This window comes from Chryseobacterium sp. MFBS3-17 (assembly GCF_020687745.1).
Taxonomy (GTDB): Bacteria; Bacteroidota; Bacteroidia; order Flavobacteriales; family Weeksellaceae; genus Marnyiella.
This window is the reverse complement of record NZ_JAJEWK010000007.1, coordinates 86,629-98,184: the sequence shown is the minus strand read 5'-3', so window position 1 is coordinate 98,184 and position 11,556 is coordinate 86,629. Positions and strand designations below refer to the sequence as shown.

Below are 11,556 nucleotides of genomic sequence, written 5' to 3'. Positions count from 1 at the left end.
TAAAACTGAAAATATGTTTTTAACAGAAACCGATTTAGGCACCACGATCTACAACTATCAGATAGATCAGATCACAGAAGGTGACGAAGATATTACCATGCAGGCCATGGCTGCAGCTGAAGAAGAACTGCGCAGCTATCTCACCGCACCGGAGTGGAGCGATGGCCGGCCGAGATATGACGTGGATGCCATTCTGAGCGCCGTAGACGAAGCACGCAACCAACTGCTGGTGCGTATGGCTGCCACTATTGCGAAGTTCTACATCATAGAACTCTGCAATGCTGATATCATCTACGAAGTGGCCAAAGAGCGCTATGACAGAGCCGTGAAGTGGCTGAAGGAATTTGCTGAAGAAAAACTGAAGCTCAGCACATTGCCGGAGACGCCCAGCATAGATCCGGAAGCGGGCGACGGTACACAACCATTCATCTACGGATCACGGGAAAAGTTTAATCATGAATAACTACAGCATGAAAAAGATTATCACCATTGTGGCCTTCCGGGTGGGCGTTGATGTGTTGGGTTTCCCGCTATTCTGCAACCACCGCATTGCCAACTACCGCATTGTACACTCGCAATTTTTTAACGCCTTTTCAAAAAAATAATGGAAAAACTATTTGAACTTCTGCAGATGCAACCTGCTATCAGCATCATCTGCATATCAGTACTGGCGCTGGCGCTGGTCTGGATCCTGAGACACCAGATTGTATCCTTTGTGAAAAAAAGATACAACCTGTACGATGCAGACGAGATCCAGCAGTCCCTGAACCTCACGGATAACCAGATTAAGAAACTGAAAAAATAACCATTGCAGCGGTCGCATATACCGCTGCTTAATTCAATAATATGGCCAGAAACCGAAACCGAAACAGAGCACATACGCAGCAGCTCGCTGCCAGAACCGGAGCCAAAGCACCGGCAGGAAAGCTATACCCGCAGCTGGTAGAAAAAACAGTGACGCAGACCCGCATGGATATCGCGAAGATGAAGCAGGCGCAGAACGCCTTCAGAAATGCAGAATACCCGTCTGTACACCAGCTGTACAACTTGTATGACTATATTCTGGATGATGCGCACCTTACCAGTCAGATAGAGAACCGGATTCAGGACAGCCTTGGATCCGGCTGGAATCTGAAAAAGAAAGGCGGCGACATAGATCAAGATCTTACGGATCTGCACCAGAACAGTGAGCTGTTCAACAGTATCATTAAGGAAATCATCAACAGCCGGTTCTATGGACTGTCTGTACTGGAACTGGACTGGGTGAAGGAGGGTCATAATGATTCGCAGCTGAAAGCAACTCTGCTGCCCCGCCAGAACATTTTGCCCAAATCCGGAACCCTCCTGTACGATTACACCGATATCAAAGGCGTGAATTACCGGGAGCTGCCGGAGTTCGGAACCTGGATTCTGGAATTCGGGAATCCCGGTGATATGGGACTGCTGAATAAAGCCATTGCACCCGCGCTTTTCAAACGGTTTGCCATCAGCTGCTACAGTGAGCTGTGCGAGATCTACGGCATCCCGCCAAGAGTGTACAAGACAGACGCATCAGATCCGCAGGCCGTAGCACGAGGCAAAAGAATGATGCAGGATATGGGTTCTGCAGCGTGGTTCATCATTGACACCGAAGAGGACTTTCAGTGGGCGAAAGGTGTGACCACATCCGGAGACGTGTACACCAATCTCACGAATCTCTGCGACAATGAAAACAGCCTGCTGATTAGTGGTGCCGTTATTGGTCAGGACACCAAGCACGGAAGCAATAACAAGGACCAGAGTGCGCAGAAGATGCTGGAGAAACTGGTACTGGCAGATATGGCCATGGTAGAGATGTACATGAACACCAAGGTAATGCCGGCACTGGCCAGAATCGGGATCCTTCCTGCAGATTACGAGTTCAAATGGGAAATTGCCGAAGACCTTACAGAACTGTGGACCAGAGTAACCCAGGCATTGCCGTACTACGAGATAGATCCGGAATGGGTGAAAGACAAATTTGGAATTGAAATCACCGGAATGCGGCAGCAAAACATCCTGAATCCGGGAGCACAACTGAACGCTGAAAGTTTTTTCACCTAAGGGCTGGCAATAAACCGTTATTTGTCAGTCCGCAGGCGTATTATAACGGACTTCACAGCAGGCTGGGATTCCTGTACGATTGCAACTGTGACAACTGCCGGGCAGAGAAAATAAACCTGGCAGCCGGAAGTGGTGATACGGATTTTAAAGCGGTTTTAAAAGCCGCTGAAAAGGCGTTTTTGGAACTGCACAAAAAAGGCAGTTATGAGCCGGAAGATCTGAACAGTGCAGCCAATAAGAAACTGATTAAAGCCACCTTTGACGTTTTCGACATGGCCATCCGGGATAACGAGATCCCGGATGCGATGCTGATGAAGCTGCAAAATGATGCCTTTATATTTTCCGGACTGAAAACCCACGCCCAGCTGATGCAAGCGGGAAGCATGCTGCGTGATGCCGGCGGCAACATCCGGAGTTTTGAAAGTTTCGCGCATGAGTTCAATAAGATTAACCAGGACTACAATCAGCACTACCTGCAGGCAGAATATCAGTTCGCGATATCCAGCAGCCAGAGCGCTGCAAACTGGGCAAATCTGGACGATTCTGACCGCTATAACCTGCAATACCGCACGGCAGCAGATGACCGGGTAAGAGACAGCCATGCAGCGCTTCACAATACCACACTGGCGAAAGATGACCCGTTCTGGCTGTCTTACTATCCACCAAACGGCTGGCGTTGCCGGTGTGTGGCCGTGGAAGTTCGGAAAAGCAGATACGAAGCATCAGATCCGGAAAAAGCCATGCAGGCCGGTGAGAAAGCCACCAGCCAGATAGATAAGAATGGGAAAAACAAGCTGCAAATCTTCCGGTTCAATCCCGGAGCAGAGCAGAAGGTGTTTCCGCCAGCGCATCCTTATCACAAGCTGAAAGGAGCGGAAGAGGTGAAAAAAGAACTGCAGCCGGAGCACACGCCAGAAAAGATAGGAGCATATGAAAAGAAACTGGGAGTAACCATTAACAAAGAGATTTTTGATTTCTTAGAAAAGGAAACGCCGTTAACCTTCACCAATCCAACAGTTACGAAAGGTCAATCTGGAGCGTATTATTTGCCAGATCATAACATTGTACGGATTCCGATTGATGAACGGCGGAAAAAAAGTAAATGGAAGGCTGAATCCGTTGTCTATCATGAATACGGACATGCCGCAGACTGGCAGAGAGATTTGAAGAAAAAGAAGGCAGTGACAGATTTGATGGATAAATATCGGGACAAATTAGACTTCAAAGCGATTGACAAAAGGCTGAGCGATATGAGTTACTGGTCTGCGGGCAAAGGGCATAATGACTTAATGGAAAAGGTTGGTGCAGCGCATGACACACTCATGTCCTTGAATCCTAATTACGGAATGGGCCACAGCAAAAGCTATTGGGAAATTGAAGGCAATAAAGAAGCTGAGTTCATTGCGCATGCCTTTGAGAATAAGTTTGCAGGCAATGAAGTATTTAAGAAGGTAATGCCGGAACTGTACAACGATAGTTTAAAGCTGATAGATGGTTTTAAGCCAAAGAAATAGAATCAATGTCAAATTCTTCCGCCAGCGGATCCTGTGCGACAATTTGTTTTTTTTCTTCATCGGCTTTTTCCAGTAGTTTGAAAAAATCATCTTCCTGGCCGTTCATCTTCAGTTGAAAATGAATGGTCTGCAGCCACTGGGCGTACTGATCTGCATCACTACCGGAATAGTCACGGACGGAAAGTTTTTCAAAAAGAGATTTTCCAGACATATTATGGAACTAATTTCCACAAAGTTACAACAAAATTTGAATTGACAATGAATTTACAAGAATGGGCGCGGAATATTGTGAAAGACGTGAAGACAGACCTCACAGATGAATTTGACCGCAATTTTGAGCGCAAAGGCTTCTTTGACGAGAAATGGAAAGAAACTGAAGTACCGGTGAAAACCGGCAGCCTGATGATGCGCAGCGGGAACCTGCGCAACTCTATACAGAGCCGCACAGACGGAGAACGCATTATCTTCAGCAGCTCGCTGCCGTATGCATCCATCCACAATAATGGCGGTGAAATCACCGTGACCGCCAAGATGAAGAAGTTTTTCTGGGCAAAGCATATAGAAGCCAGGGACGCCGGTGACAAGGACGCTGCTGAAGATTATAAGGCGTTTGCCCTTATGAAGCTCGGGCAAAAGATTAAAATGAAGAAGCGTCAATTCATAGGCAACCACCCGGAGGTGAACCGCATTATAGAAGAAGTACTTCAGGACAATATGCAGGAATTACAGGACATCATCAGAAATAACATACAACCATGAATGAGATTTTAGAAAACATTGAGAACGTGCTCTGCCAGGTGGCAGATCTGAAGTACATAAACGAGAACTGGGGACAATTGAATTTCTACGGCTCCGAAGTTCCTGTACAGTGGCCCTGTGCGCTCATACGCCACACCACAGCGCAGTACAGCAATATTGGAAAGGACAGACAGGCTAAACCTGTAAACCGGCAGGAAGGCATTCTAAACATAGAAATAACAGTGGCTTATCTAAAGCTGACTAATACCAGCAAGCGTGCACCGGCATTGCAAAAGAAGCAGGGATTCAGGATCTGGGAGACGGTCGAAAAAGTACACGAAGTTCTGCAGGGATTTTCTGCAGCTGCAAACCTGGGCGGACTGGTGAGAACCAATACCAATAACGTACTGCGTGATGACGGCGTGCAGGAAGTACGCATCACCTACACTGCAGGCGCTCATGACTGCTGATCCAGTTCTGCCAGCTTCTTTTCTATAGGCGTGTTCAGAATCGTGTTCAGCGTGGTTCTGGAAATGGGAAAGCGCGGGTAAATGTACTTGCGAAGAATGACAGTATCCGGGATATCTTCTGTCTTGAATTGCAGATAGATGTCCCGGATGATTTTATAACGTAAAAGAGTGTTGCGCTGTAGAGGTTTTGCCATGATTATCAGTCCCATTACAAAAATATGGAAATTATTTCCATATGCGCAAGATAGCGGCCTTTATAAAATGATTTTTTTACCTTTACAGTTATGAGTAAGATTAGTATATGGACCGAAAAGGTGTGGATCTGGTTGGACAACCTGATGCACGACATCTATTTCCGATATCGCAGTCCTCGAAATGGATTCCCGATTGACACCGTTCTTGCGCTGCCTTTGTTGATATGGTGGATTGTATGGAAATGGATACGATAAGTCACAAAAAAACCGCCTTGAAAATCAGGGCGGTTTTTTGTTGCTTAAAATGAGAGATCTACAAGTTCCCAGCTGGCAGCTTCGTGCACATCACCGCCCAGGTACTTCAGGCGGCAGAGGTAGCGCACCTTTGATTTTACGCCAAAAGCATTCTTCACGGTCACATCTCCCACTACGCGGTAGATCTCGTCTGTATGCTCTTGTTTCTCTGCCAGAACCGGCAGGAACGCAAAGTCTGCTTCTTCCGGGTACTCAATCTGCGTTTTCACGTATTTCTTTGAAATAATGTACGCTGCGGTAGCATTGTTGCTTTCGCTCACCGTCTGATTCTTTGGCGCAAAAATGATAATGAGAATGAAAATAAGCACAATAGGCAGGCAGCCAAATGTTAGAATTTTCTTGTTGATCTTACGGACCTGTTCTGGTGTTTTCTTCATGATTTTGATTTTTTGTAAAGTTAATAAATTAAGGCAATTCTGCCAGTCGTAATAAAGTCCGCAGTTCTTTTTCAAAGATGCGGCTGAATATTTTGTCTTCTGCCGGTTCTTCGCCGGGTTTCAGCGCTACAAAGGTTTGCACCTCATGCCGGGTAATGCCACCGGGGAAAGTTTCATCCAGAAAGATCCAGACCCAACTCTGCACCCGGTAGCCGCGTGCCTGCAGAAAATCCATGACCTGCGCTATGTGCAGCGTGCCAGACACGTAATAGCTCAGCTGGCCGGTTCTGGTCTCAGTCTTTATCCGCATAACGTCTTCAGCAGGTGAATTAATTGCAGCAGCTGATCCTTGGTTGTAGAATCAGGTACTACACTGTCATCTAATTCAGCAAAGCACTTATACGGCACTTTAGCATTCAATTCGTATTCAAAGGTGATACTCAGCACCAGCCAGTGCAGATTCAGCACCCACCAGTCGTATTGAAAATCTTCTGCTGCGGTGAGACCCTGGTATGTGAATCCCAGATCCTGCAGTTCTTTTCTTGTAAAATAGGGTTTTTGCATTTCAAATATTTTTTAATTTTTCTAATACTCTGTTTTTCACTTCCAAAAATTCTGCTTCAGAAATCTCTACGCATTCTTTCGGTTCAATCCATATGGTTTCTTTTGACATGATATATTCAGTCATGTTGACCCGGGATTCCTTGATGCAAGTTCCGGAAAACACACCTTCCCATTCTCGCTGTTTTATCTCAACAATCCAAGTGCTTTGTTTGTCGGATTTCTTGTAAAATTTTCCGACTTCAAATTCTTCTATTTTTTTAGCATTCATTATCTCCAATATTTTTTGTTTAAGTACGTTGCGGGGTACGGATAGGCCGTGCCGTCGCTTTTCAGGTTAACCAGTTCATCTATGAACAGAATGGCTTCCAGCTTGTCAGCTTCCGGCAGTTTGTTCCAGGCTTTTTCTGTGAGCTCTTTGGGTCCTACCTTGCGCGGGTACTTCCGGTAGAAGGCATCAAAAGAGACATCTGTGCACTCTGCGAAGATCCAACCACTGGTGAGGTCATGCGTCTTCATTCTGCTCAGCATGGCGTCTGTAGTACTGGTCACATTAGCAGACACTTTTTCAATCTTGCCGGCAGTCCATGGTCCGTCAAATTCCAGTTGTCTTAAAATTCCGTTTAAATCATATTTAAAGGTGATTTTCAGACCGGTCTTCTGGTGTTTGGCAATGAATATTCTCATAACAGCACTTTATGAAGATCATTCTTAAACATTTCCAACTTATTGGCCTCGTAAGTGCCCAGCCGGGAAGACATCAGGGCAACTGTGACTACAGACAGAAGTTTCTCTGCCAGGTGATAACGCAGTTCTACGGTGCGCGGCTTGCCGTTGGGGTTTGCAGTGTAGTTCATGCACAGCTTACCGAGGCGTTCCCAGATCTCAATTATCATGGATTTTCCGCTGCGCTGGCGCTCCAGATTATACATCTGGTACATGACGATCTGGTGAGCGAGAAACAGCGCTTCCGGATCTGTTTTTATTTTTACTTTCATTTTTCTGATTTTCGTTAAAGGTTAGGAAGCAGTCATCTTCAATCTCCTGCCGGAACCGCGCCACCAGTTCCCGCAGATCCATACCCACGGACCTGCCTTCCTGGTAGTACAGCTTCAGTTTGGCTTTGATGATGAATATGAACTGCTGGTCTGTCATTTTATTTAGCAAATGCGTCTTGGACTAATCTTACCGGCTTCTTTTGCATAGAAAATTTTTTCGTGTGGATAAGATTTTCTAAAGGTTCTTTTTGCGCTTTTAACGCAACAGGCCGTTGCTAATATACCGTGCTGCGACCCTGTAATATTGTATGTTTTCATTTTAAGTGATTTTATTCGATAACGGCAGCTTTATGCCATTTTTCAAACGTCAGAAAGCGACTCGTTAGTGGCAATAGAACATAAACCCCGTCTGAACCTTTTTACTACATTCAAATCCTATTATTTCACCTTCAATACTATTCAAGTTATGAATGGCTTTAATTGGTTGTGTCGCAATCATTGGTTCACTTTGCACTTCAATTCCGTACTCTTTTAATCGTTCAGTAATATCTTTCGGGTCTTTACAACCTGCAACGCCAATCTTACCACCTGCTTTAAGTTCAGGTATCATTGCTAAAATCATAGCATTGGTTTTCCCCAATAATCTACTGCCACTAACATTGCATTGCTGTAATGGCTCTGAATGTGCTTCATCCAAAGATTTTTGTTTGTTTTCCATTTTGTCTTTCTTTTAAAGTTTAGTTTAATTTTTCGCACTGGTTGTGAATTTCACTAATTATCACTGTATTGCCACATTTTCAAGTTTTCATCATATCTTGAAAATTCTATATTTTCTATTTCATTTCTGAAAATTCCCTTTGAATAAATATAATCTCTCGCAACTGCTGATTTGCGTTTTCCATCTATTTCAATCCAAATTTCTATATTACAATTCCTTCCTTCTTTTGGTTTACGTACAACAGCTAAATGCCAAGCGTATTTTTTAAAAGTAGCACTTCTGCTAACATTGCATTGCTGTAATTGCTCTGAATGTGCTTCGTTTGAAGATTTTTGTTTGTTTTCCATTTTGTCTGTAATTTTTTAGTTTGTTTTATACTCAATTAAATTTGTCTGTAAAATAAGCACCTCGCATAACATAACTTTTTCGTAATTTAAAATTGCTTCTTCAAAAGTTTTTCCGAAAGCATAATTTGAACTTTCTTGTAAGTTGACAAAATCCAAACCGTGGCAACAGAACTCGTTACCGTCCTTTTCTACTTGAATTTTCCACCATTCTTTATCTACACCTTTTCCACCACAATTATTGCAGACAAAAAAACCTCCATATTGAAAAGGGTGGCAATCGCCTTGTTTACACTTGAAAACTTTTGTAAAAGCAATTCCATCTTCTTTTGCCATTCTTTGAGCAAATTCATATCCCTGCATTCTATCATAAGCATCGTGGTAACCATCTCCAAAAGTAATTGGAGGGCATCCGCGAATAAACATATTAAAACCTGCCATTACTGAACTATTGTTTGTTTTAATTAACTCTTGGGCTGTTTTTAATTTTGACATCGTTTTGAAATTTTAACGACACATAACACAGTATTGCAAAAAGCGGGGTTGAAGTTATCCGTAGTCCGTTTTGTTTATTTTAGTTAGTTTAGTTTTAGTATTTCAGAAGTGCATATTTCCCCCGCCTTCTGCAATACTTTGCCGTTATACAATATAGTTTTTCCAAGCCTTTGCTTTTTACAATTCGGATGAGAAAAGGTTTGGTTTTAAATTATCAATTCGCTGTTTTCCTGCTTCAAAATATTCTTTATCAATCTCACAGGAAATTCCCTGCATTCCCATATTGAAAACCGCTTCCATTGTGGAAAATGAACCGCCAAAAAAATCAGCAACCATAATTTCATTTTTTGGTTTGTCGGGGATTACCAAGGCTAAAAGCCTTTCTAAAAGACGAACTGGTTTTTGGGTTGGGTGTATGGATCTGTAATGGTCGCGCGTCTCAGTCATTATCGTTTTCTCTTTCATCCCATTTTTAATAGTCCTAAATGTTGCAAGTCCTCTACTTCTATCACTGTAAGCATTTTTGAAAAAATTACGTGATTTTTTTTCTTTATATATTATCTCACCAGTTTTCAAAAAGTGCTCAATATCTTCAAATTCTTTTGAATTAATAGCTGATTTTATACGCTTTAAATCCTGATATATGCTGTCAAGATTGTGCTGCTTCGCTTCAATATATGGAATCAATGGACTATTTAATTTTCCACTATTTTTCGTGTAAACATTGATCAGCTCGTGAACCCTGAGTATTGGAGCTGCTGGTATTGAATTCATCGTTTTATTCCACACAATCTCCTCTTTAAATTTGAATCCAAGGCTATCCAAAATTGTGTTCCACCGATAGAATGAAGTTCCACGGCCGAAAAGAACGATGAACCCGTTTTTTGTCAGCACTCTTTTGCATTCTGAAAAGAAAAGCTTCTCATCAAACGGTCTTTCTAATTTTTGATTTTTTAGATATAAATAAGGCGGATCAATGCAAATCACATCAATACTTTCGTTTGGCAGTCGTGCCATTAAGTCTTTATTGTCTTCGTTATATAATTCTATCATTTTTTTAATAAATTTTCAATTTATGTTTTGCCATCGCTTTTGGAAAAAACTACATCGTATAACACGGTATTGCAATAGCGGTTTTGAAACTTTGCACCGCATAAAACCGCCATCGCAAAGCCAATAACCGTTAATCTTCTATAATTTTTGAATCCTTCAGCATTTCGTCCATTCTGCGGCGCATGGCCGCTTTACTGGCAAATCCCTTTTCCATAGTGTGCCAGTCCCGCTGTGTGACGGTTTTGCATTTTATGACCAGGTTCTGCAGGTCTTCCCTAATGATGATGAAGCCTGCTTTCAGAAGCTTCCGTACATCTCTGTTGTGTAGTGGCATAGTATTTTATTTGATTTTTATTTTAAGTGGTTTGCACCCCTCTGGTCCGGTTCCCTGCCATGTGACAGGAAACCTGCAGAGGAAACCAACCAAGGTCACTTATAATTCTACTTATAAGTTGTTTTAATGATATTTTGTAAGGCGAAAATCACCTTACTGAGCTGCGCCCGATTCATATCCTTCAGCGGCATCTTTACCGGGCTGCGCTCGCTCTTCAGCCAGCCACCCAGGCGGTGCAGATCTACAAACTGCGGATTCTCTTCCTGTACCCAGCCCAGCTGGTGACACAGAGACAGCACCGCCTTGTGCTGTGCGTTGTACTTATCAAACATGCCCCACGCGGCATGATCTACCAGCCGGCCGGTTCTGAAGAAATACAGCAGTTCATCTGCCTGCAGCTTGCTCAGATCCTTTATGCTGTGCAGTTCCATGCCTGCCAGATCACTCAGGGCTTCCAGTCTTTCTTCGCGGCTGCGGAATTTACCGGCGCAAATGGTCTGTAATTGTATGATTTGATCAGGTGTAATTGTGGTCATAATTTTGATTTTTCTATTTTCCGATCCAGTCGGCTATCCAAGCTATTAGTAATCCGCCTACAAATGCACCGGTGACAAACATAGCGGTGCTGATAAGTATTATTTCGCAGCTCATTGTTCAGTTTCTTGCGGTTGTGGTAATAAGAAGGTAAGATCTATCTCTGCCGGCAGATCTACACTGGTAATGGACAGCGGCAGGCTTTTCTCTATGCCGGTTCCGTCTGTGTAGTAAGCCTCAATAAACCACTTGCTCAGCTTCGGGCTGTAATTTGCCTGTATGATTTCCATTCCCTTGGCAAAATCCGTCTCCGGATAATGCTTGTCCGCAATCTGCCGCAGTTCCAGTACCTTCTTACTGTCCAGGTCGCCTTTGCTGTTTTTCTGCAGCAGGCGGTAAATGGTAGCCAGCAACTTCTTGCTGTTATCATCCTTCGCCAGAGTGGCCAGAAACTTGTGAACCATAGCCAGACCATAACCGGCATCATCTTTATATCCGTCTGTAATTCGGTAGCCCAGTTTGATGCTGTGGTTCCCAAAGGTCACCGTGTGGCTCTGCTGGTTGCTCTTAATGCCAATAGTTTCAATCTTCAGTTTCAGGTACTCCATAAAATCTGTGAAGATCTGCGCTTTTGCGGCAGCCATAGCCTCACTGGATTCTTTCAGTTTGCTAAAGGAAGCGGGAACCACTTCTGCGGCAATTGCTTCCAGGGCTGCAAGATCTGCGGACCGCTGTTCTTTTTCCTTTTTTTCCAGTTCACGTGCCTGCGCCAGCAGGGCTTTGCGCTCTTCTGCGCTCAGTTTGGTAATGTCAATACTCATTTTGTTTA

Annotated in this window: 23 protein-coding genes; 7 read left to right on the top strand and 16 right to left on the bottom strand. The window is 43.7% G+C overall.

Translation table 11 applies throughout. The features are described 5' to 3' along the window. Nucleotides 1-13: 13 nt before the first annotated feature. The 5 genes from LKO26_RS05185 to LKO26_RS05170 all read left to right on the top strand — a co-directional run bounded on the left by LKO26_RS05185 (nt 14) and on the right by LKO26_RS05170 (nt 3,596). A complete protein-coding gene (locus tag LKO26_RS05185) occupies nt 14-463 on the top strand; it encodes a phage protein Gp36 family protein (RefSeq protein WP_227586786.1) in 450 nt (149 codons plus the stop codon). Nucleotides 464-470: 7 nt separating this feature from the next. After that, nucleotides 471-605: a hypothetical protein gene (locus LKO26_RS12700; protein ID WP_262907413.1), complete on the top strand. Its 135-nt coding sequence runs from the start codon at nt 471-473 to the stop codon at nt 603-605. Continuing rightward, a complete protein-coding gene (locus LKO26_RS05180; RefSeq protein ID WP_227586785.1) occupies nt 605-805 on the top strand; it encodes a hypothetical protein in 201 nt (66 codons plus the stop codon). The genes LKO26_RS12700 and LKO26_RS05180 overlap by 1 nt, the downstream gene beginning before the upstream one ends. A gap of 41 nt (nt 806-846) precedes the next feature. Continuing rightward, the gene (locus LKO26_RS05175; RefSeq protein WP_227586784.1) at nt 847-2,082 is read left to right on the top strand and encodes a DUF935 family protein; all 1,236 of its coding nucleotides are present in this window, start codon (nt 847-849) and stop codon (nt 2,080-2,082) included. A gap of 179 nt (nt 2,083-2,261) precedes the next feature. Then, nucleotides 2,262-3,596: a phage minor head protein gene (locus LKO26_RS05170; RefSeq protein ID WP_227586783.1), complete on the top strand. Its 1,335-nt coding sequence runs from the start codon at nt 2,262-2,264 to the stop codon at nt 3,594-3,596. Here the strand turns inward: LKO26_RS05170 and LKO26_RS05165 are convergent. Continuing rightward, nucleotides 3,580-3,807 (bottom strand): hypothetical protein, encoded by a 228-nt coding sequence (locus LKO26_RS05165; RefSeq protein WP_227586782.1) that lies wholly within the window; start codon nt 3,805-3,807, stop codon nt 3,580-3,582. The two genes, LKO26_RS05170 and LKO26_RS05165, sit on opposite strands and share 17 nt — an antisense overlap. Before the next feature lie 47 nt (nt 3,808-3,854). Between LKO26_RS05165 and LKO26_RS05160 the strand changes: the two genes are divergently transcribed. Both LKO26_RS05160 and LKO26_RS05155 read left to right on the top strand, forming a co-directional pair. Then, nucleotides 3,855-4,355, top strand: coding sequence for a phage virion morphogenesis protein (locus LKO26_RS05160; protein ID WP_227586781.1), 501 nt, complete (start codon nt 3,855-3,857; stop codon nt 4,353-4,355). Next, the gene (locus LKO26_RS05155; RefSeq protein WP_227586780.1) at nt 4,352-4,804 is read left to right on the top strand and encodes a hypothetical protein; all 453 of its coding nucleotides are present in this window, start codon (nt 4,352-4,354) and stop codon (nt 4,802-4,804) included. The genes LKO26_RS05160 and LKO26_RS05155 overlap by 4 nt, the downstream gene beginning before the upstream one ends. Here LKO26_RS05155 and LKO26_RS05150 read toward each other — a convergent pair. The 15 genes from LKO26_RS05150 to LKO26_RS05080 form a co-directional block, all read right to left on the bottom strand. Next, nucleotides 4,792-4,998 (bottom strand): hypothetical protein, encoded by a 207-nt coding sequence (locus tag LKO26_RS05150; protein ID WP_227586779.1) that lies wholly within the window; start codon nt 4,996-4,998, stop codon nt 4,792-4,794. The genes LKO26_RS05155 and LKO26_RS05150 overlap by 13 nt on opposite strands. Nucleotides 4,999-5,297: 299 nt before the next feature. Then, nucleotides 5,298-5,690 carry a hypothetical protein gene (locus tag LKO26_RS05145; RefSeq protein ID WP_227586778.1) on the bottom strand — a complete coding sequence of 131 codons (393 nt, stop codon included), beginning with the start codon at nt 5,688-5,690 and terminating at the stop codon, nt 5,298-5,300. A gap of 28 nt (nt 5,691-5,718) precedes the next feature. Further along, nucleotides 5,719-6,000 carry a hypothetical protein gene (locus LKO26_RS05140; RefSeq protein WP_227586777.1) on the bottom strand — a complete coding sequence of 94 codons (282 nt, stop codon included), beginning with the start codon at nt 5,998-6,000 and terminating at the stop codon, nt 5,719-5,721. Continuing rightward, nucleotides 5,991-6,254: a hypothetical protein gene (locus tag LKO26_RS05135; RefSeq protein ID WP_227586776.1), complete on the bottom strand. Its 264-nt coding sequence runs from the start codon at nt 6,252-6,254 to the stop codon at nt 5,991-5,993. Before LKO26_RS05135 ends, LKO26_RS05140 begins: the two co-directional genes overlap by 10 nt. A gap of 1 nt (nt 6,255) precedes the next feature. Beyond that, nucleotides 6,256-6,522: a hypothetical protein gene (locus LKO26_RS05130; protein ID WP_227586775.1), complete on the bottom strand. Its 267-nt coding sequence runs from the start codon at nt 6,520-6,522 to the stop codon at nt 6,256-6,258. Next, nucleotides 6,522-6,938: a hypothetical protein gene (locus LKO26_RS05125; RefSeq protein ID WP_227586774.1), complete on the bottom strand. Its 417-nt coding sequence runs from the start codon at nt 6,936-6,938 to the stop codon at nt 6,522-6,524. Before LKO26_RS05125 ends, LKO26_RS05130 begins: the two co-directional genes overlap by 1 nt. Then, nucleotides 6,935-7,249: a hypothetical protein gene (locus LKO26_RS05120; protein ID WP_227586773.1), complete on the bottom strand. Its 315-nt coding sequence runs from the start codon at nt 7,247-7,249 to the stop codon at nt 6,935-6,937. Before LKO26_RS05120 ends, LKO26_RS05125 begins: the two co-directional genes overlap by 4 nt. After that, on the bottom strand, nt 7,176-7,406 hold the full coding sequence (locus LKO26_RS05115) for a hypothetical protein (protein ID WP_227586772.1): 231 nt from the start codon (nt 7,404-7,406) through the stop codon (nt 7,176-7,178). The genes LKO26_RS05120 and LKO26_RS05115 overlap by 74 nt, the downstream gene beginning before the upstream one ends. 225 nt (nt 7,407-7,631) lie before the next feature. Continuing rightward, entirely contained in the window at nt 7,632-7,967 is a 336-nt protein-coding gene (locus LKO26_RS05110; protein WP_227586771.1) for a hypothetical protein, read from the bottom strand. Between the two features lie 53 nt (nt 7,968-8,020). Then, nucleotides 8,021-8,314, bottom strand: a complete 294-nt coding sequence (locus tag LKO26_RS05105) for a hypothetical protein (RefSeq protein ID WP_227586770.1) — start codon at nt 8,312-8,314, stop codon at nt 8,021-8,023. A 15-nt stretch (nt 8,315-8,329) separates the two neighbouring features. Continuing rightward, the gene (locus LKO26_RS05100; protein ID WP_227586769.1) at nt 8,330-8,806 is read right to left on the bottom strand and encodes a hypothetical protein; all 477 of its coding nucleotides are present in this window, start codon (nt 8,804-8,806) and stop codon (nt 8,330-8,332) included. A gap of 177 nt (nt 8,807-8,983) precedes the next feature. Next, the gene (locus LKO26_RS05095; RefSeq protein WP_227586768.1) at nt 8,984-9,859 is read right to left on the bottom strand and encodes a DNA-methyltransferase; all 876 of its coding nucleotides are present in this window, start codon (nt 9,857-9,859) and stop codon (nt 8,984-8,986) included. Between the two features lie 130 nt (nt 9,860-9,989). Further along, a complete protein-coding gene (locus tag LKO26_RS05090) occupies nt 9,990-10,193 on the bottom strand; it encodes a hypothetical protein (protein WP_227586767.1) in 204 nt (67 codons plus the stop codon). Between the two features lie 107 nt (nt 10,194-10,300). Next, nucleotides 10,301-10,729, bottom strand: coding sequence for a hypothetical protein (locus tag LKO26_RS05085; RefSeq protein ID WP_227586766.1), 429 nt, complete (start codon nt 10,727-10,729; stop codon nt 10,301-10,303). Between the two features lie 111 nt (nt 10,730-10,840). Then, the gene (locus LKO26_RS05080) at nt 10,841-11,548 is read right to left on the bottom strand and encodes a DUF3164 family protein (protein ID WP_227586765.1); all 708 of its coding nucleotides are present in this window, start codon (nt 11,546-11,548) and stop codon (nt 10,841-10,843) included. Nucleotides 11,549-11,556 lie beyond the last annotated feature (8 nt).